The 19,347-nt window shown below is 35.9% G+C and carries 19 protein-coding genes; 16 read left to right on the plus strand and 3 right to left on the minus strand.

From position 1 onward, the window contains the following. Positions 1-13: 13 nt before the first annotated feature. From B2Z27_RS10290 to B2Z27_RS10320, 7 genes are all read left to right on the plus strand, one after another. The gene (locus B2Z27_RS10290) at positions 14-454 is read left to right on the plus strand and encodes a thioredoxin family protein (protein WP_286813577.1); all 441 of its coding nucleotides are present in this window, start codon (positions 14-16) and stop codon (positions 452-454) included. Positions 455-479: 25 nt separating this feature from the next. Beyond that, positions 480-1,433: an FAD:protein FMN transferase gene (locus tag B2Z27_RS10295; RefSeq protein ID WP_286813635.1), complete on the plus strand. Its 954-nt coding sequence runs from the start codon at positions 480-482 to the stop codon at positions 1,431-1,433. Between the two features lies 1 nt (position 1,434). Beyond that, positions 1,435-1,644 (plus strand): DUF4266 domain-containing protein, encoded by a 210-nt coding sequence (locus B2Z27_RS10300; RefSeq protein ID WP_286813578.1) that lies wholly within the window; start codon positions 1,435-1,437, stop codon positions 1,642-1,644. 57 nt (positions 1,645-1,701) lie between these two features. Beyond that, positions 1,702-2,988 (plus strand): DUF3570 domain-containing protein, encoded by a 1,287-nt coding sequence (locus tag B2Z27_RS10305; protein WP_286813636.1) that lies wholly within the window; start codon positions 1,702-1,704, stop codon positions 2,986-2,988. A 27-nt stretch (positions 2,989-3,015) separates the two neighbouring features. Next, complete coding sequence (locus tag B2Z27_RS10310) at positions 3,016-3,459, plus strand: malate:quinone oxidoreductase (RefSeq protein ID WP_286813579.1); 444 nt, start codon at positions 3,016-3,018, stop codon at positions 3,457-3,459. Further along, on the plus strand, positions 3,446-4,492 hold the full coding sequence (locus B2Z27_RS10315) for a malate:quinone oxidoreductase (protein WP_286813580.1): 1,047 nt from the start codon (positions 3,446-3,448) through the stop codon (positions 4,490-4,492). Before B2Z27_RS10310 ends, B2Z27_RS10315 begins: the two co-directional genes overlap by 14 nt. Before the next feature lie 109 nt (positions 4,493-4,601). Next, positions 4,602-5,477, plus strand: a complete 876-nt coding sequence (locus B2Z27_RS10320) for a DUF6268 family outer membrane beta-barrel protein (protein WP_286813581.1) — start codon at positions 4,602-4,604, stop codon at positions 5,475-5,477. Positions 5,478-5,536: 59 nt separating this feature from the next. Here the strand turns inward: B2Z27_RS10320 and B2Z27_RS10325 are convergent, their stop codons facing one another. Next, complete coding sequence (locus B2Z27_RS10325; RefSeq protein WP_286813582.1) at positions 5,537-7,738, minus strand: xanthine dehydrogenase family protein molybdopterin-binding subunit; 2,202 nt, start codon at positions 7,736-7,738, stop codon at positions 5,537-5,539. 48 nt (positions 7,739-7,786) lie between these two features. Further along, a complete protein-coding gene (locus B2Z27_RS10330; protein WP_058105492.1) occupies positions 7,787-8,251 on the minus strand; it encodes a (2Fe-2S)-binding protein in 465 nt (154 codons plus the stop codon). Positions 8,252-8,487: 236 nt separating this feature from the next. On the opposite strand from B2Z27_RS10330, the gene sbnA reads away from it, so the two are divergent. The 5 genes from sbnA to hpf all read left to right on the plus strand — a co-directional run bounded on the left by sbnA (position 8,488) and on the right by hpf (position 13,668). Continuing rightward, a complete protein-coding gene (gene sbnA, locus B2Z27_RS10335) occupies positions 8,488-9,489 on the plus strand; it encodes a 2,3-diaminopropionate biosynthesis protein SbnA (RefSeq protein ID WP_286813583.1) in 1,002 nt (333 codons plus the stop codon). Between the two features lie 12 nt (positions 9,490-9,501). After that, positions 9,502-11,319 (plus strand): FAD/NAD(P)-binding protein, encoded by a 1,818-nt coding sequence (locus B2Z27_RS10340; RefSeq protein ID WP_286813584.1) that lies wholly within the window; start codon positions 9,502-9,504, stop codon positions 11,317-11,319. Next, positions 11,294-12,766 (plus strand): Y4yA family PLP-dependent enzyme, encoded by a 1,473-nt coding sequence (locus B2Z27_RS10345; RefSeq protein WP_286813585.1) that lies wholly within the window; start codon positions 11,294-11,296, stop codon positions 12,764-12,766. Before B2Z27_RS10340 ends, B2Z27_RS10345 begins: the two co-directional genes overlap by 26 nt. 93 nt (positions 12,767-12,859) lie before the next feature. Next, positions 12,860-13,258, plus strand: a complete 399-nt coding sequence (locus B2Z27_RS10350; protein WP_071339808.1) for a VOC family protein — start codon at positions 12,860-12,862, stop codon at positions 13,256-13,258. 107 nt (positions 13,259-13,365) lie between these two features. Then, a complete protein-coding gene (gene hpf, locus B2Z27_RS10355; RefSeq protein WP_286813586.1) occupies positions 13,366-13,668 on the plus strand; it encodes a ribosome hibernation-promoting factor, HPF/YfiA family in 303 nt (100 codons plus the stop codon). A gap of 165 nt (positions 13,669-13,833) precedes the next feature. Here hpf and B2Z27_RS10360 read toward each other — a convergent pair whose 3' ends face one another. Beyond that, positions 13,834-14,286, minus strand: coding sequence for a ferritin-like domain-containing protein (locus tag B2Z27_RS10360; protein WP_058105498.1), 453 nt, complete (start codon positions 14,284-14,286; stop codon positions 13,834-13,836). A gap of 239 nt (positions 14,287-14,525) precedes the next feature. Here B2Z27_RS10360 and B2Z27_RS10365 point away from each other — a divergent pair, with 239 nt between their 5' ends. The 4 genes from B2Z27_RS10365 to B2Z27_RS10380 all read left to right on the plus strand — a co-directional run bounded on the left by B2Z27_RS10365 (position 14,526) and on the right by B2Z27_RS10380 (position 19,220). Then, on the plus strand, positions 14,526-14,669 hold the full coding sequence (locus tag B2Z27_RS10365) for a hypothetical protein (protein WP_175518911.1): 144 nt from the start codon (positions 14,526-14,528) through the stop codon (positions 14,667-14,669). 157 nt (positions 14,670-14,826) lie between these two features. Next, positions 14,827-16,056: a TolB family protein gene (locus tag B2Z27_RS10370; RefSeq protein ID WP_083414163.1), complete on the plus strand. Its 1,230-nt coding sequence runs from the start codon at positions 14,827-14,829 to the stop codon at positions 16,054-16,056. A gap of 65 nt (positions 16,057-16,121) precedes the next feature. Further along, positions 16,122-17,906: a PorP/SprF family type IX secretion system membrane protein gene (locus B2Z27_RS10375; protein WP_058105500.1), complete on the plus strand. Its 1,785-nt coding sequence runs from the start codon at positions 16,122-16,124 to the stop codon at positions 17,904-17,906. Between the two features lie 681 nt (positions 17,907-18,587). After that, positions 18,588-19,220 (plus strand): response regulator transcription factor, encoded by a 633-nt coding sequence (locus tag B2Z27_RS10380; protein WP_286813587.1) that lies wholly within the window; start codon positions 18,588-18,590, stop codon positions 19,218-19,220. Positions 19,221-19,347: the final 127 nt, after the last annotated feature.

A 19,347-nucleotide genomic window follows, 5' to 3' on the forward strand; every position in this document is an offset into this window, starting at 1 on the left:
AGAATTGAATTTTATGAAAAAATACGTAATTACAGTTTTGATGTTGGTCATAGGGTTAGGTACCGCTATTGCCCAAGATTGGCAGACGGATTTTACTGAAGCAAAAGAACTTGCTAAAACTCACAATTTGCCTATTGTCCTTGTTTTTCAAGGTTCAGATTGGTGTGCACCTTGTATTAAATTAGATAGATCGGTGTGGTCAACAGATGAGTTTAAGGAGTATGCCATGGACCATTATATTATGTTACAAGCAGATTTTCCACGTAGAAAAAAGAATGCATTGCCAGTAGTGCAATTAAATAAGAACAAGGTTTTAGCAGAAAAGTACAACCGTCAAGGTATCTTCCCCTTCGTGGTAGTAATGAATGCGGATGGTAAAGTTTATGGCGAAACCAGTTATAAAAAACTGTCACCAAAAGAATACATTGCAGAATTAAATTCATTCATAAAATAGCTTGAAAAAACTAGTTCTCATAGTAATGATATGTTCTGTTGGGCAGCTTCTGGCTCAAGAGCCTTTTAAGCGTACTATAAAATTAATGGGTAGCCGTTTTGATATTACGGTTGTAGCTAAAGATCCTATTGAAGGTCAAGAGTATATTAATTTGGCTGTCAGTGAAATAACAAGAATAGAAAAGTTGATTTCTTCTTGGGATCCAAATTCACAGACATCGGAAATTAATAAAAACGCAGGAGTACAACCTGTTAAAGTTGATGCGGAATTGTTCAATTTAATACAAAGGGGAATAGGAATTTCTACATTGACCGATGGTGCTTTTGATATCAGTTATGCATCAATGGATAACATCTGGAGGTTTGACGGTAGCATGACTAAAATGCCTGAGGAAGCAACCATTAAAGCATCAGTATCTAAAGTAGGATATCAAAATATCCTTTTGAATAAAAAGGATCATACCGTTTTCCTCAAATTGAAGGGTATGAAAATAGGTTTTGGAGCAATAGGAAAAGGTTATGCGGCGGATAAGGCAAAAGAACTATTGATTTCCAGAGGTGTGGTAGCAGGTATTATAAATGCATCTGGAGATATGAATACTTGGGGAAAGCAACCTAATGGTGATAGTTGGCAAGTAGCCATTACCAACCCAATGAATAAGAACAAGGTGTTTGCATTATTACCCTTGGATAATGGAGCGGTGGTCACCTCCGGTAATTATGAGAAGTACGTAACTTTTAATAATACCAGATATACACATATTATTGATCCCCGTAGCGGTTATCCGGCAACGGGAATAGTTAGCGTAACAGTATTTGCCCCAAAGGCAGAACTTGCAGATGCGCTTGCAACATCTGTTTTTGTAATGGGTAAAGAAGTGGGTTTAAATAGAATAGAGCAGTTGCCAAAGGTAGAGTGTATCATTATTGACGACTTGGGTACTATAATTACATCTAAGAATATTCAAATAAATAAGTAAAATGAAAAGGATTTTAATTGTGTTGGTAATGATTGGTGGTCTTAGTAGCTGCACGGTATTAAAGGAGTACGATAAAGTAAATATCAACGATCCTGACATGACCTTGCAAGATAAAAAGTGCGATAGAAATGTGATTACCGTGCATTCATATAGAGAAGCAGCGGTAGGTGCAAACGGAGGTAAAACAGGTGGAGGCTGCGGCTGTAATTAGTTAGTAATGAAACAACAAAGACATAAGTTTAAATTTATAGTGCTACTCATTGCATGTATGCTATGCGGTGCTGGTTACGCCCAGCAAAATACCGGTGTAACCAACTCTTATAAAAAACGTGTGTTGGAAACTACCGAAGTAGATTTCTTGAGCAGTTACTATTCTCAAAACGGTGATAATGCTGCTGTTACCGGTGGTATTGGTACAGAGGAACTTACAGATGTTACGGGAACTATTATAGTATCGGTACCATTGAATGATGATGATATTTTAACCATTGATGCTGGTGTTTCTGCCTACACCTCTGCATCTTCTAGTAATGTGGATCCATTTGATGGAAGCGAAAGGGCAGATGCTTTTGTAGCAAGTACTGGAGCTTCTAGGTCAGATGTATGGACCAACTTGTCCGGCACATATACGCATAGTTCAGATGATAGAAATACTATGTACTCCGGAAATCTATCAGTGTCATCGGAATATGATTATTTTTCATTCGGATTTGGTGGTGGGTTAACAAAGCTCTTCAATGAAAAAAATACCGAGGTAAGTATTAATGCGAATATATTTCTAGATACTTGGACTCCCATTTACCCTACGGAACTAAGACCTTTTGCAAGTGGGGCAAATGGGTTGGATAACGGATTCTTTTCAAACAAAACAATTACCGGGAACACAGATTACAGTCCTACTTTTGAGAAGTTTACAGATGAGACAAGAAACTCCTATTCGGTAGGTTTGGGCTTTTCTCAAATTCTAGGTAAAAATCTTCAAGGTTCATTGGCTTTAGATTTTGTAAAGCAAGATGGTTTACTGAGTACACCTTTTCAACGCGTTTATTTTGCAGATGTAGCCGATTCATTTATTCAAGAATTTCAACTTGCGGATGCTATTGAGCAATTACCGGATAGCCGCTTTAAAGTTGCAGGTGGCGGAAGGTTGAATTGGTATATAAATGAAAGTGTTGTGTTACGATCCTACTATAGATATTATTTTGATGATTGGGGTATTAACTCGCACACGGCAAGTGTAGAAGTGCCTATTAAGCTAACGGATAAGTTTACGGTATACCCATCTTATAGATTTTACCAGCAGTCAGCGGCAGATTATTTTTACGGATATGAAGAAGCATTTTCTACGGATACGTTTTATACCTCTGATTATGATTTGTCTAAATATTCGGCAAACCAATTTGGAATGGGAGTTTCCTACACAGATATTTTTACAAAAATGCATGTCTGGAAACTCGGACTTAAAAGTATAGATGTAAAATTCTATAAATATGATAGGAATACGACCTTTAGTTCCAGCATTCTTACAGCAGGCTTTAAGTTTGTGATGGATTAATTTTATATTACATTTTAAAAATTTATAATGGTTTTACGAGAAGAATATGACCTAATATGTGTAGGTGCAGGTATCATGAGTGCTACATTAGCTTTATTGGTAAAACAGTTAAAGCCAGATCTTAATGTGCTGATCGTTGAACGATTAGGTAAAGTGGGACAAGAAAGCTCTGCTGCTTGGAACAATGCAGGTACAGGTCACTCTGCCTTATGTGAGTTGAATTATACTCCAGAAAACGAAGATGGTGCTGTAGATATTAGAAAGGCTATTAACATCTGCACCCAGTTTGAAATTTCTAAGCAATACTGGTCTTATTTGGTAGCGGAAGGCTTGATCAAAGACCCTAAAACATTCATCACTCCCGTTCCACATCATAGCTGGGTAAAGGGAGAAGAGAACGCCAACTATCTTGAAAATCGTTTTAAAGCTTTTAAAGAGCATTTTATGTTCAACTCGATTGGAGTTTACTAGAGAAGTTGAAAAAATGAAAGAATGGTTTCCTTTAATGATGCATAATCGTACTGAAGATGAGGTTATGGCAGCATCGCGAATAGATAGGGGAACCGAGATGAATTACGGCGCATTAACGGAAAAATTATTTGCTATACTTAAAGATGAATATGATACTGAAGTATTGTTCCATACAGAGGTTGAAGACATAGACCCTGACCATGATGAAGAATGGTTGGTGAAGATGAAAAATTTAGAAACAGGTAAGAAAAATACAATCGATGCCGAACATGTTTTTATCGGTGCCGGTGGCGGTAGTCTTTTATTGCTGCAAAAGGTTGAAATTGAGGAGAAAGACGGCTACGGTGGATTTCCTGTTAGTGGCGAGTGGTTGGTCTGTAAAAATCAAGATATCAAAAATCAGCATAACGCCAAGGTATATAGCAAAGCAGGTATTGGTGACCCGCCAATGTCGGTACCGCATTTAGATACCCGTTATATCAATGGAAAGAGAGAATTGTTGTTTGGTCCGTTTGCAGGTTTTAGTCCTAAGTTTTTAAAGGAAGGTTCTTATTTAGACCTGTTTAAATCTATCAATTTTGATAATATACCATCCATGTGGGGCGTGTTTTGGCATAATCTTCCATTGACAAAATATTTATTGGAACAAGTGGCCATGAGCTTTGATGATCGCATGGAATCATTGCGTCAATTTGTTAAGGATGCCAAAAATGAAGATTGGGAAATTGTAATTGCAGGTCAACGTGTTCAAACGATAAAAAAAGATGAATTTAAAGGCGGTTCGTTGGAGTTTGGTACACAATTGGTAAGTAGTAAAGACGGTAGAATTACATGTTTGTTGGGTGCATCACCTGGTGCTTCAACTTCTGTTAAAATAATGCTCGATGTTATTGAAAAAGCATTTCCAGAATTGGTGGCATCGGAACAAGGGAAAGATAAATTAAATGAAATGGTCCCATTTTATAATAAGGAAGTCACTAAAGAATTATTCGATCAAGAATTGGCTAGGGTAACCAAAGATTTGAATTTGTAGTTTAAGGTAAATCTTTTAAGATACTTTTATGCTTATTAGAACAACAAGAGTACAATAAATAGACCGTACTTGCATTATCCTTAATTAGTTAGATGGTAAGTACAATTACATGCATCATAAAATTTTAATCCTTTTTTTATTTTTGATTACCGGATCTGCCTCGGCACAGTTGAGCGATTTGGCAAGAATAGATTTTACGTTTATACCCAATAAAAATTCTGATGTAGAATATACCCGTTCTAGAGTATTGATAAATGCTCCAATTCCTTTAAAGGGAGATGGTAAATATTTGTTTTTAGGGTTTGATTATAGCAATATTCATCTTCGCTTTAAAGATGAAGAATTGCCGTTTGATAGAAATCAATTAAATGACTTTAGAATACTTGATTTTACCATAGGGTATACACAGCCACTAAAGAATGATTGGCGATTAGGGGTAAGGTTTCAGCCGGGTATAAGTACAAACCATACGGCAAGAAATTTAACGGTTGATGACATCGTCTTTTCAGGAGACTTGGTTTTTATTAAAAAATATGAAGATGACTATAAGCCATCACGTTTGATCTTAGGGCTTTCGTATTCCCAAAATAGAGGCTATTTATTCCCTTTACCTTTTATAAGCTACTACAAGAAATTTAGTGCAGATTGGTCATATAATTTGGGGATTCCCAAAACCAATTTACAATACCATATATCGGACAAACATAGAATAAAGTTGTTTGCCCAATTAGATGGTTTTACTTCTAATGTGCAGAATGGGGCACTGGTGAATGATACGGATGTTGCGGAACTCATAAATATGTCTTTGATCAATGGTGGTCTACAATATGAGTATCATATTACAGAACATTTTCAGTTAGATTTAAGGGCGGCTTATAATTTTAGTTTAAGCAATAAGCTAAAAGATGGAGACAATAATACCATACTTACAATAGATAACGATTCTAGAAGTTATTTGAGGGCAGTATTGAAATTTAAAATATGAACTAAAAAAACGCCAGAATTTTTATTCTGGCGTTTTAGTATTACAATAGCATAAGGGTATTAACCTATTACGGATTTCTCCGTAATAAACGGTTGATTATAATGTCTTTGTCCTGTAGCTTTATAAAGGGCATTGGCCAACGCGCCAATAATTGGAGGTAAAGATGGCTCTCCCAAACCTGTTGGGTCAATTCCGTTATCCACAAAGAACGTTTCTATTTCTTTAGGTGCTTCCTTATGTCTTATTAAGCGATAGGTGTCAAAATTCTTGTGCTGTGGTTGCCCGTTTTCAAAGGTTATTTCACTATAGGTGGCATGCCCTATGCCATCTATAATACCACCTTCAATTTGGTTTTTTGCAGCCATTGGGTTGATTACAATACCGCAATCTACCGCACACCATACTTTATCAACTTTTGGAGCATCTGTATCATCATTTAAGTCTAATACTTGTGCAACATAAGAGTTATGGCAGTAATAGGCAGAAACACCTCTTTTTGCACTACCTTGCCCGTTAGACCAACCGGATTTATCCCTTACCAATTTTAAAACGCCGGCATAACGCTCGGGATCGTAATCGTTCTTCTCTGGTTCACCAACAGGATTTTTAATTGCTCTGTCAAAAAGTTCCAGTCTGAACTCAATAGGATCTTTACCTGCGGCTTCTGCAACTTCATCAATAAAGGCTTGTTCTGCACCGGCAACAAAGTTTGAGCGTGGCGCTCGCCAAGCTCCGGTAGTTACTACCGTTTCTAAATTAAACTTCTCAGCTAAGTAATTATCTACGGCACCGGCAGGAAACCTGTTTTCAAAAAGTAGGTCGTCATTAGATCCGGCACCTTTAACATGCCATGCAAGCAAGTTACCCTCTTTATCCAATGCTGCTTTATATTTTACCTTGTAGGTAGGGCGATATGTTCCCTGGGTCATATCATCTTCTCGGGTATATACTAATTTTATGGGAGCTTGCATTTTTTGTGAAATCACCGCAGCTTCTACTCCAAATGTTCCATAGAGGCGTCTTCCAAAACCACCACCCATACGGGTCATTTTAATATCGATTTTTTCAACCGGTAAGCCTAATCTAGAAGCCAATGTTTTTTCTAAAAACTCAGGTGTTTGTATGGGACCGTTCAATAACGCCCTTTCTCCATTTACATCTGCAAAGAAGTTCATGGGCTCCATGGTATTGTGTGCTAAAAATGGTGCGCTATACGTACGTTCAATAATCTTATCGGCTTTTCTAAATGCACTTGCCACATCACCATCTTTACGTGCAGGCTTTTTAGAAGTAGAATTCAATAATTTAGTCAATGCTTCATCATGGCCTTCGGTACTTTCTAAGGTCGAAGTTTCTTCCCATTCAACCTTCAACGCTTTTTTGGCTTGCATACATTGCCAGGTAGAATCCCCTACAATGGCTACCAATTTAGCAATTGCACCACCATCGGACCACTGTTTTTCAACATTTTCAGGATAAACATCAATAGGGAAAACATCTTTAATGCCGGGCATAGATTTTACAGCTTCTGCATCCATTGATTTATAGGTGAGTCCAAAGGCTGGTGGATGTATGATCATTGCAATCATCATACCTTCCTCTTGAATATCAATACCAAATAAAGGTTTACCGGTAACCAAATTAGGTCCGTCAACGTTTCTTTTATCCGTTCCTATAATATTGAAATCACTTGTTTCTTTTAACGCAACCTCTTCTGGCACCGCCATGGTAGCAGCTTTAGAGGCCATTTCCCCAAAACCAGCGGAATTATCAGAGGCGGTATGGCTTATAACACCATTGTCAACGGTTATTTCAGAGGCATCTACTTGCCATGCATCCGCTGCCGCAGCAACTAACATATGTCTTGCTGTGGCACCGGCCATTCTAAGTCCAGACCAACCAGCTCTTATAGATTGGCTTCCTCCAGCAAGTTGTCTTTGGAAAATATCGGTATTCAAAGGGGCTTGTTCAACCACAACGTCTTTCCAATCAACACCTAGTTCATCTGCTATGATCATAGGCATTGAGGTTTTTACATTCTGTCCAATTTCTGGATTTGGAGACATTATGGTTACCAAACCGTTATCGGCAATTTTTAAGAAACCATTAATGTTGAACCATTCCTTTGGTATACTTTTTATTTGTTCTGGAGTAGGTTTGCATGAAGCAAGCCAGCTAAACCCTAAGATCATTCCGCCACCTGCTAGCGTACTACTTTTTAGAAAGGAACGTCTATTATATGAAGTTTTAATGAGTGTCATCTTTTTGTTTTTTTAGAAGGTTAAAATCTCAATTAGAGTGCAAATCTTTTACGCATTTGAACTACTTGCAGCGTTTTTAATTGCTTTCTTAATTCGAGTATAAGTACCACAACGGCAGATGTTACCGTTCATGGCATCTTCAATTTCAGTATCGGTCGGATTAGGATTTCTCTTTAAAAATGCACTGGCATTCATAATTTGACCGGCCTGGCAATATCCACATTGATACACATCTTCTTCTAACCAAGCTTTTTGAACTGGGTGATCTCCGTTTTCAGAGAGACCTTCAATAGTAGTAATTGATTGTTCGCCAACCGCTGATACGGGTAGTTGACAAGACCTAACGGCATTGTCGCCCAAATGAACGGTGCAAGCGCCACATTGCGCAATACCACAACCAAATTTTGTACCTACTAATTTTAAATGATCTCGTAGCACCCAAAGCATTGGCGTTGATGGGTCAACGTCTACTTCTTGGGTTTTTCCATTAACTTTTAAATTGAAGTTTGCCATGCTATTTTTTGTATTTGTTTGAGTCGCTTGAAATTAAGGTTTTTTTTAGAGTTTTAAGGTGGTTTTAACTTTAAATATTCTTAAAGAAATGCCAACTTTTTGGTTAGCCTTTGAAAGTGTCAAATTTGAAAGAGTTACTATAATATTTTATCGTGATATCGTAAGAAAAGTAATGCCGGTACATTTATCAAAATTAATATCCAATTGCTTAAGGGCATTTAATTGATAAGCACGGTATGATTACTCAAAATATAACCTCAATTTCAGAATCTATCATAGACACGGTAGGTAATACACCATTGGTAAAGCTTAATAACGTTCTTGATGATTCACATTTTAATTTATTTGGTAAACTAGAGGCAGCTAACCCTGCGGGGAGTATTAAGGATAGAACCTCACTTTATATTATAGAACAGGCACTTGCTAGCGGAACTATTAAAAAGGGAGATACCGTTATAGAATCAAGTTCTGGAAATATGGCCGTGGGCCTTGCCCAAGCTTGTTTGTATTATGGTTTAAAACTTATAGTCGTAGTGGACCCCAAACTAAATTCGCATACAGAAAAGATTTTAAGAACCTATGGCGTACGCATTGAGCATGTTACGGTACCCAAGAAAAATGGCGGCTATTTAGCGGCTAGGCTTGAGAGGGTTCAACAATTATTGGATCAAATACCCAACAGTTATTGGTCTAACCAATATGGGAATCAAAATAATCCTTTAACGCATCATGAAACTATGTCTGAACTAATGGATTCTTTACATGGCAAATTAGATTATTTATTCGTTGCTACAAGTACTTGTGGAACGCTAATGGGCTGTGCAGATTATATCCACGAAAACCATTTGAACACCAAAATTATTGCCGTTGATGCCGTTGGAAGTGTTCTTTTTGGCGGTCCACCATTAAAGAGATTGATACCGGGGCATGGTGCCGGTGTGCCCTCTCAATTTTTAAATACCAGTAGAATTTATGATCATGTGTATGTAGATGATGTGGATTGTGCCCGCGGATGCTGGAACTTGCTTGAAAAAGAAGCCATTTTATGTGGAGGATCTTCTGGTGGAATGATCAGTGCGGTACGTAAATACAGTCAAAAAATGGAGCAGGACAGTAATTGTGCACTGTTTCTATGCGATCGTGGAGAGCGTTATTTAGATACCATTTATAATAGAGATTGGTTATTAAAAGAACTTCCGGAAAGTAAAAACGCTTTTACGCCAATTGGCGGTTGGTAGAAGAGATATGTTATGAAGAATACACAATCATATAAAATAGGCATTGTAGGTTTTGGACCTAAAGGCTTCTATGCATTTGAAAGATTAATTGCATATATAAAAGCTTATAATCTGTTTGAACACATAGAAGTGCATATTTTTAATTCGACGGGTTTTTTAGCCTCTGGAGATGTTTATAGACAAGATCAACCGGAGTATTTGATCATGAATTATACCAATGGTAATATTTCTGGTTGGGCTTTGCAAGAGCCATTTTCAGTAGTACCTAAAACTTCTGATTTTGTATCATGGCTTATAAATAACAATTATGTAAGCACTTCGCCTAATTCATATGCTCCTAGAGCGCTAGTAGGTGAATATTTATCAGATTGTTATCATCAGGTTATGGAACACTTACCAGACAATGTAGAAGTTATAGATCATATAGGTTTGGTTACTAATGTAGTCAAGAATAATAACAAATATCAGTTGCATTTTAAAAATGATGGGCTATCACAAGAATACGTGGTTAATTGTGACAAGGTACTTTTTACTACTGGTCACAATACGTTTAGATCTCAACGAGATAGATCCATTGACAATGCTAAAAAGATAAACTTTATTTACCCTATCAATGATACATTAAAACATCTGAAAAAAGATTCATTAGTGGGGATTAAAGGCTTCGGGTTAACCGCCATTGATGCTATTTTGGCGTTGACCGAGGGTAGGGAAGGAACTTTTGTCAAAAATGAAAAAGGAGTATTAAAATACGAGGCATCTGGTAAAGAACCATTTAAAATTTATCCGTTTTCAAGAACCGGATTGCCAATGATACCTAGAAATGGTTCCACTGAATCTTCTATAGAATTACATTATTTTACCCAAGAGTGTATGGCTCACTTAAAGGAAAATAAACCTGTAAGTTTTGAGTGCACGGTACTGCCCTTGATAAAGAAGGAATTCTATTTTGCTTACTACAGTGTTTTGTTCAAAAACTATGGGCATCAATTTTATTATGATGAAGATTTTACCGTACTAGAAAATCAAGTGCAGTACTTTCATGAAGATTATCCTGAATCACCCGTTTTTAATTGGGATAGCATAGTAAATCCTTTTAATGATGAGCCTATTTTATCAACTATGCTTTTACAATGCTATCTAGAATTTTTAATACAGGAAGCAAAAAAAGGAGAGAATGAAAGTCCATTTATGGCTGCGGTTGGCGCATGGCGCAAAATAAGTCCGTTATTCAATGAACTGTACAGTTTTGGAGGATTGGATGCCGCTTCGCATAAATTGTTTGATACGTACTATTTTGGACTATTCAATAGATTGTCATATGGTCCGCCAGTACAGAATATGCAGAAAATGCTGGCATTGTGTAAAGCGGGTATTTTAGATTTCACTTATCTAAAAGTTTCGACCATTACGGAAAACACCATGGACGACAATTATACTTTGCAATTAAATGATGCCCAGGCTACAGAACTAAATTACATAGTCAATGCCACCATTTCCAGAGCAAGAGAGGGTGAATTTAAAAATGAGCTATACCAAAACTTAATAAAGAACGGTCTAGTACGTGCGTTTCAAAATAAACTAAATACCAGTTATACCCCGGGTTGTGTAGATATAGATGAAAACGGTAATGCCATAAATGCGCATGGTAAAGTTGACTCACATATTACATTTTACGGTACTCCAACTGAGGGAATAACCTGTGATAATGATACTTTATCTAGGTCTAGAAACAATTTTGCAACTATTTGGGCAAAGCAAACCTGTAACACCATATTAAAAAAAGCTAGAATCACCGAAAATTATGGAAGAGAAGAAAATGTACTATAAAGGAAAACCAAAATATCAACTTACACCGAAAACATCGGATTGGATGCATGAATTATTTAATGAACAATCCGTTGTTAAAGGTTTGGTAGAAAGATATGGTTCACCGATCAATGTACATCATTTGCCATCTTTCAATAATAATTGTGAGATGTACAAACAAGTTTTTGAGAGTTACGGATTAAAATATAGAATCTTCTATGCCAGAAAGGCCAATAAATCTAGAGGGTTGGTAAAACAAGCTTTTGCATCGGGTATTGGTGTAGATACCGCCAGTTTTAAAGAATTGGAACAATCATTGGCATTAGGTGGTAATAGTGAAAATTTAGTGCTTACAGCTGCAATTAAGACAGAACCACAAATTGAATTGGCCATAAAGAATGGCGTTCCTATCATATTGGATAATGAAGACGAGTGTGTACTAACCCAAGCAATTGCCAAAAGAATTGGTCAAAAAGCAAATGTAGGTTTTCGCATTAGCGGATTTACGGTGAACCAAGAAAAACTTTATAGCCGTTTTGGTTTTGATGTTGATGAGGTAGTAAATTTCATTGCATCATATGTTGGTGACAATAAATCCTTTGATATGCTTAGTGTAACCGGACTTCACTTTCATTTAGATGGATATTCCACTTATCAACGCAGCGTAAGTTTGGTTGCCAGCATCCAAATTTTTTCAAAGTTGAAAGAAAAAGGATATGCAATGTCCTTTATTGATATAGGTGGGGGTATACTAATGAACTATTTAGAAGATGAAAAAGAATGGAATACATTCAATGAACAATTGAAGAAGTCGGTCTTAGAAGATAGCAATGATATTACGTTTAACAACAATGGTCTTGGTTTTAGACTGGAAGATGGTCAGCTACGTGGTAAACTGAATACGTATCCGTTTTTTAATGCGATAAACAAAGAAAGTTTTATTAGAGAGGTGCTGGATTTTATGGATACTCAATCTGGTTTGTCGGTAGCATCATTATTAGTAAAGAATGGAGTTGAATTGCGAATAGAACCCGGTAGATCATTATTGGATCAGGTAGGTATGACAATTGCAAAAGTAATTCACCGCAAAAAAGATGCAAAAGGGCAGTGGTTGGTAGGTCTAGAAATGAATATGAGCCAAATGATGAGTTCTAGCGCAGATTTTCTTTTAGACCCATTTATGTTATATAATTCTGAGGTTGAAAAAAACGAAAATGTAGATGTATTTTTTACAGGAGCCTATTGTTTGGAAAGAGATGTGTTGCTAAAGAGAAAAATAACCTTGCCTAGATTACCTGCAATAGGGGAGTATGTTGCTTTTGTCAATACTGCTGGTTATATGATGCATTTTTTTGAAACCGAGGCGCATTTATTTAAGTTGTCATCCAATTTAATGTTTACGGGGTCCAATGAAAAATTATCGTTTTTTCAATTTATTGATGATGCCAAAATTGCCTTGGAACAGTAAAGATATCTTGCAATATGTAATGCATCAATAACTGTATTTTTCAAGGTAAGGGAACGGTATGGTATTGGGTAAATTGTATTAAAACAATATATCATGAAAATACAAGCATATTTAGCCTTTAACGGTAATTGTCAAGAAGCATTGAACTTCTACGCAAACCTGTTCAGTGCAGACATAAAAAATAAACAAACATACGAGGATAAGAAAATAGATGTTCCGTCTTCTTATCGTGGAAAATTACAGCACGCAGAGCTCAAAGGAAAAGGAGTTCATTTTATGGCATACGATGCCTCTCCAGACACACCTTTGAACAATGGCAATCAAATTAATATGAGTGTTGATGTCGATAATTTGGACGAAGGCAAACAGTTATTTAATGACTTGTCAAGTGGAGGTCAAGTACACCATGAATTTAGGGAACGTGAATGGGGACATTTTGGTAGATGTACCGATCGTTTTGGCATAGGATGGATGGTAAACGTTGATAAGTAAACATCAAAAATAAATAAAGTAAGAGGTATTTTCTAGCGGCAATTATTGTCGTTTGAAAAGCCTCTTTTATTATTAACCTCGCTAGGCGAGTAAAAACAAGAGAATTTATGGAAATTATATATGAGTATGATGGTGTAACAGCAAGTGACAGGTTGGAAACATATATCAAGGACAAGCTGGACAAATTGCATGCAAAATTTGATGATGTAATTAGAGCAGATGTATTTATAAAGCAAGAAAACACATCTTCTGATGAAACAGGTATGATCTGTAATATACGGTTAAGTGTACCTGGTCCTAGAATTTTTGCAGAAGCCAGTAATCAAAATTTTGAAGAGTCGGTAAACGAATCTATTAGTGATCTGGAAAGACAGTTGAGAAAACGTAAGGATAAAATGAAAACGTATTAAACTCGGATTATGAAAAAAGCATTGATATTATATTTTGGTAAAAAGTTCTACAAAAGTTGGCTAAGGAAAAAACGAGCTAAAGCAGCTAGAACTTAAAATTAAATATTACGTATAAAAATAGCCCTTGCTAAAACAAGGGCTATTTTTATTGATAATTATATAATATTATCTATAGTCTTCAAGAACTTCCGTAGTTTCTAAATCATTCTGTAATTGTTCTCTTTGTGCTCTGATAATTTCCTTTAAACGGTGTGGCATCATAGTTTCTGCCAAGGCATTATCATAATCGTTAATGGCTGCTTTGTCACCCCTTACTGCTTCCTCTAACATTGCTTCATCATTATCTTCAGCAAAGAACGCCTTAACATCCATCCACGTTCTGTGTAGTGTTCCGGCTGCGCTACCTTCAATTTGAACGCTACCTAAATCTAATTCAGGAACAGAACCTCTAAGTTCTTTCAAGAACTGCATGCGATCTATAATTTTTTTCTCAAAGTAACTTTTAATGCCTACATCCTTTGAATTTTCAGATGCTTTTTCAAAACCTTTAATGGCATCTTCATTTTTACTTACCAAGTCTTTAAGACTATCTTCAATTTTCTTTATATCGTTATTCATAATATTAAATTTAATAGGCGATCATGCCCGTTATTAATCATTTCTGTTATAGGCAATTTAAGGGTAAACGGGCGTTTACATTGACGTTATACAATAGTACTTTAGCTGTATGCAGTTAAGCTTTAAACTGCTAAGAATTAGCTTCTAAAAGAAGGTTTTAGCATAGATTTTGTATGGATAGAGTTAAGCTGAAATCTAGGTAGTGCTTACATTGTTATCGAACTTAAAAAAGAAAAACTATGAGATTATCACCACTATTTGGAGTAGCAAAAATGTTAGTAAGAAGCAGAAAATTGAAAATGGCGGCCGTTGGTTTACAATTGGCCTATTTAGGGTACACTTATTATTCAGAGAAGAAAAAAAATAAACAGGTGTCAAAATAATTTTAAAAACAGAGTTAAATATCTGATATTCAATTAATAATGTGTATTTATTAAAGTTATTGATTTACAGAATATGATAAAACCTATGAATTTTTATTAATAATCAATTGAATAAGTTGCTAGACCTTTGGAGTATGAAATCCCAAAATCTAGTATTATGAACAATTCATTTAAAATTAGCCTTTTGTTCGCCTGTATGGCGACCATGGGTTATGGCCAAGATTTGGCCTACAACGATTCTTCAACCAGTTTTCTTGAAAGAAAAGTTACAGAAGTTTCTAACCGCACAGAGAATTACAACAAGCTAAAATCACTTGGTTATTCAGATGAAGAAATCTTTGAGGACCTAGGTAATGCCAATTTCCTGACCAAAAAATATGAGAATGCCTTATACTGGTATGGCAGACTTATGGAAATTTCTGAAGATGGTACCTTAAAGAAAAGTTACCAAAAAAGATTTGATCACGCCGTTTCTCAGTTAGGTAAAGAGGTACAAAACGAGATTGCCGATGAAAACTGGACAGAGCTGGTTAAAGATGACTATAAGATGACCCGTAATGTTATTCACCCACGTCTTACCTCAAACAACAGACGAAATTTTTTACCGTGGGATGACAACCAAGTGAGTAGCGAATTTGCAGCTACAACAAAAACACCGGCAAAAAAAGCACCAGGTGAGTATGCTCCGCCGGTGGCGTTGACCAATGGTGGTAATACGGCATACTATAGTAAAACCGTATATCGTAAACCCGTAACCGGAATGTTCTCCAAGAAAAAAGCAGTTCATAAAATTTATAAAGCTGATAAAGTAGGCGGCGAGTGGAAAAAAATAACCGAAGTAGCGGTTTGTCCAGGTGATTACTCGGCAAAGCACCCAGCCGTATCACCAGATGGCAGTAGATTGTTCTTTGCTTCTAATATGCCGGGCACGTTTGGCGAGTATGACATTTATGTGGCAACCATTCAAAAAAACGGAATGTTGGGCCAGGCCAAGAACTTAGGTAAAAAGGTCAATACCGCTAAAAATGATATTCACCCTAACCCTATATCTAACGGTAGTCTAGTATTTGCCTCTGACGGTAGGGAAGGTTATGGCGGTTTAGATGTGTACATGGTAGAGGTTGGTCAACGTAGTGTAGGGCTAGCGGTAAACATGGGCAATACGATAAACAGTTCTTATGACGAGTACTCCGTAAACTTATTGCAAGGTGATGGTTCTGGTTACGTGGTATCTAACAGAATTGCAAAAGGTAAGCATACACAGAACGTAGCATTTAACTTAAATGATAAACCTATAAACGAGAGAGACAGAGATGATCGTTTCTTGGAAGCTTTTAACTCAGAAAAACAGATGCAATATTCTAGCTCTGTATTTGAAGATGAATAACCACCCATTATTCATATCCCCCAATTCATAGACAATTTCAATTCTAATCATTAAAATCAAACGTTATGGAAAGTCCGTATAAAATCAGTAGTTTTCTTATTGCTTTATTTTTATTGGCTCTTGTCCAAACAGTAAAAGGTCAAGAAACCAATGCAAACTTAGGCTCCAGTAGTACCTACCACAATCAATTATTCTTCAACAGGTTTTTTATAAACCCAACATTCTCATTGGTACGTGAGAACAAGTCATATTTGAACATTCTACATAGAAACCAATATGCAACCTTTGACGACAACAGTCAAAACTACTTTCTAGGTTTCAGTAATAAGTTAAATGACCATACAGCTGTAGGTATTGGCGTATATAGCCAATGGTCTGGTGTGGTTCAAGAATTTGGTTTCAATGCCAACTACGCATCATCTGTTCGTTTAGGAGACAAATCTGTTTTAACGTTTGGTACCAATGTAACTTACTTTAATCAAGGTTTGGACAAGAACAGAGTTGTTGTAAGTACAGATGACCCAGAGATAGCAGATGCTAGAAAAGAAAGTAAAATTGCGGTACAACCAGGTATCAATCTATCACTTGGTAGTTTTGATTTTGGACTGTATGCAGAAGATTTAGTAAAATACAATCAAACAACGAACGAATTTCTGACCGATTTGTCAACCAAGAGTGTTAAGGCATCGGTTCAATATACCCATTCATTTGAGCATTCAAGAGGACTTTTTGAAAATGCGAGATTAATGCCAATGGCTCAAGTAGGGCAAAATTATGATGGTAGCCTATACTACTTTGGTTCCATGTTATTAGACTTGCCAAATTATGGTTGGTTGCAAACTACGGTAGACCAAGAATATGGTGTAGCAGCTGGTGTAGGTTTTAACTTAAGTGAAAAAATGTCTTTAGGTTATTTAATGGAGAAAGATCTATCAAGTGATGATGCCAACCTTGGCTGGAACCATGAGATTACATTGGCATATAAGTTTAAAGATGATGATTTGGCCATTTCGGTAGCAGATAATTCATCGGACAATCAAATAGATAATATCGTAAGAAATTATGAAGAGCAAATAGCCAATTTAATAGAAGAAAGAGATAGTGCAAGAAAGGCAAGTAGAAGAAAGCAAGAAAGTAGTTCTAATGCACCTGTTTCAGAAAGTAGTTTGGCTTATGAAAATAAAATAATCTTAGATGAACTGATTCTTCGTCAAGATTCAATTGAGAGTGAAAGAATAGCAGCGTTTGAAGAGCGTTTTGAGCTAATTGTAAGAATGTTGCGTAACGATATTGATACTACCATTAAAAGCTCTTTACAAGACTTTAGTGTAGAGGAAAACACCTCATATGTAAATAATGATATCGTGGATGATGCTATAGATTTTGTAACAGAGCCTGCCGATGCATTTGCTACGGGTACAACATCAACTTCTTCAAATACATCTACAGCGGCAACATCGACTTCTTCAAGAAGGGCGAACTTCAAGGAGTTTCCATCAACAAGAGATAATTTTAAAGAAATGCCTGTTAAAATGTTAGTGGATTCAGATGCAATAGATATGAATTCAGGATATTATGTTATCGCAAACGTATACAGCCAAACAAAGTATATGAATGCATTTATGAAAGATTTACGCGAAAAGGGTTTAGATCCAAAGCAATTTTACAATAAGGAAAACGGTCTATATTATGTATACTTGGCAGACTATGATTATAAGAACGAGGCACAAATGGCTGCAAGTACGGATTTAAACGGTAAATACAATCAAGAGAAATGGATCATGCAAGTGAACGAAGCAACTGCAACAGCATCCAATACTTTTGAAGACGATTATATAAGTAGAGAATAATGAATTGAGTTTCCATAATTTCCTAAGGTTTTATGGTTGATTTGAATTGTCAATAAAAGGAGGGGTGTTATCCGGGGGGATGACTGGGTCCCCTCCTTTATTATTTGGTTTACATTGGTGGTAATTCTTGATTTTAACTTTACGTTAACTATCGATGAATTACCTTATTTTTTAAGAAAAATTGGTAGTTGAACGAAAATATATGGGTTTTCAACGGCTATGTTGCATTAATTTATATATTTCCAACACCAAAAAGATTCAAACCCAATTGTATAACCCCAAATCCCCCCACAACCATGAATGAGTATTACCTACACAATTCCCATTTTAAAACACATCTTTTTCTTCACAGGTTTTCTAATTTTTTAGAACTCAAAAATCTCACAGATTTACTGTTTGGCAAACGGCTCGGTTTTATGAACTGACACGTTAGCGGTCATCCGTTTTTCAATTAGATTTTTTAACTGAACAATAGCAAAGAACTTTCAATTTTTGATTGCTCTTTAGGGCAACGTTTGTCTATTGATTTGTAAAACTGAATTTATAGTTTTCACTATTTGTTCATTTACATGTCCGTTGTTTAGTGGTTTTAACCTTTGTAAAAGGTTTCTGAAATTATTAAAAACTAACCGTAGTCATTATTCTGTAAATAGAATATTGGCTTCAAAAACTATGGAGATTATGAAAAGCTCAAATATTAGAATAATAGTATTGGAAAAAGATACCTCACTTCATACCGTTTATAGAAATCATTTTGAGGAAATAGAAGGTTATGAAGTAGTGGGCAGTTACACGTCTGCCAAAGATGCCATCAAAGATTTCAAGTTTACAAAACCTCAAATTGTACTTTCTGAAATAGAATTGAACGATATGAACGGCGTAGATGCCATCAAATTGTTTAAAAAGAAAGACTGGGAAATCAAAATTGTAATGTTCAGTGAAAATAATGATTTTGAAGTGATTAAGAATGCGTTTAAAAAAGGAGCAAATGGTTACTTAACAAAACCATTGACCCTGGATAAATTGGAACACGCCCTAAAGAGTATGGAAAAAGAAGGTGCGGCAATGAGTAATGATATAGTAAAGAAAATCATTAGCAATTTTCATAGAAAAACCTTTGCTTTTTTCTCAGAAAGAGAAAATCAGATCGTAGATTTTTTATGTCAAGGAGCTACTTATAAAATGATTGCCCAAAAGCTTTTTGTAACACCAAGTGCAGTAAATTTCCATATTCAGAATATCTATTTAAAGTTAGATGTTAACTCTAAATCAGAAGCACTTTCTAAATTGGAACAATTACAAAATCAGCTATAAAAGTGGTATAAATTAAAATCTTATTCTTTTGATTGTAAAGGTAATACGAAAACCTTTTCGAAAATTATTAGTAATTTAAAATTAATATAAAGAATTGCAAATCAACACTTTAATGGTTTTTATTTAA

It is taken from the genome of Maribacter sp. UBA3344, from assembly GCF_002362375.1.
GTDB classification, from domain to species: Bacteria; Bacteroidota; Bacteroidia; order Flavobacteriales; family Flavobacteriaceae; genus Maribacter; species Maribacter dokdonensis.

Excerpts from the sequence above, each read along its gene's own strand:
- B2Z27_RS10290 (WP_286813577.1), top strand. The coding sequence starts at position 14 with ATGAAAAAATACGTAATTACAGTTTTGATGTTGGTCATAGGGTTAGGT.
- sbnA (WP_286813583.1), top strand. The coding sequence starts at position 8,488 with ATGATTACTCAAAATATAACCTCAATTTCAGAATCTATCATAGACACG.
- B2Z27_RS10325 (WP_286813582.1), bottom strand. The coding sequence starts at position 7,738 with ATGACACTCATTAAAACTTCATATAATAGACGTTCCTTTCTAAAAAGT.
- B2Z27_RS10370 (WP_083414163.1), top strand. The coding sequence starts at position 14,827 with ATGAACAATTCATTTAAAATTAGCCTTTTGTTCGCCTGTATGGCGACC.
- B2Z27_RS10365 (WP_175518911.1), top strand. The coding sequence starts at position 14,526 with ATGAGATTATCACCACTATTTGGAGTAGCAAAAATGTTAGTAAGAAGC.
- hpf (WP_286813586.1), top strand. The coding sequence starts at position 13,366 with ATGGAAATTATATATGAGTATGATGGTGTAACAGCAAGTGACAGGTTG.
- B2Z27_RS10320 (WP_286813581.1), top strand. The coding sequence starts at position 4,602 with ATGCATCATAAAATTTTAATCCTTTTTTTATTTTTGATTACCGGATCT.
- B2Z27_RS10360 (WP_058105498.1), bottom strand. The coding sequence starts at position 14,286 with ATGAATAACGATATAAAGAAAATTGAAGATAGTCTTAAAGACTTGGTA.
- B2Z27_RS10330 (WP_058105492.1), bottom strand. The coding sequence starts at position 8,251 with ATGGCAAACTTCAATTTAAAAGTTAATGGAAAAACCCAAGAAGTAGAC.
- B2Z27_RS10340 (WP_286813584.1), top strand. The coding sequence starts at position 9,502 with ATGAAGAATACACAATCATATAAAATAGGCATTGTAGGTTTTGGACCT.
- B2Z27_RS10310 (WP_286813579.1), top strand. The coding sequence starts at position 3,016 with ATGGTTTTACGAGAAGAATATGACCTAATATGTGTAGGTGCAGGTATC.
- B2Z27_RS10375 (WP_058105500.1), top strand. The coding sequence starts at position 16,122 with ATGGAAAGTCCGTATAAAATCAGTAGTTTTCTTATTGCTTTATTTTTA.
- B2Z27_RS10305 (WP_286813636.1), top strand. The coding sequence starts at position 1,702 with ATGCTATGCGGTGCTGGTTACGCCCAGCAAAATACCGGTGTAACCAAC.
- B2Z27_RS10380 (WP_286813587.1), top strand. The coding sequence starts at position 18,588 with ATGAAAAGCTCAAATATTAGAATAATAGTATTGGAAAAAGATACCTCA.
- B2Z27_RS10295 (WP_286813635.1), top strand. The coding sequence starts at position 480 with ATGATATGTTCTGTTGGGCAGCTTCTGGCTCAAGAGCCTTTTAAGCGT.
- B2Z27_RS10350 (WP_071339808.1), top strand. The coding sequence starts at position 12,860 with ATGAAAATACAAGCATATTTAGCCTTTAACGGTAATTGTCAAGAAGCA.
- B2Z27_RS10345 (WP_286813585.1), top strand. The coding sequence starts at position 11,294 with ATGGAAGAGAAGAAAATGTACTATAAAGGAAAACCAAAATATCAACTT.
- B2Z27_RS10300 (WP_286813578.1), top strand. The coding sequence starts at position 1,435 with ATGAAAAGGATTTTAATTGTGTTGGTAATGATTGGTGGTCTTAGTAGC.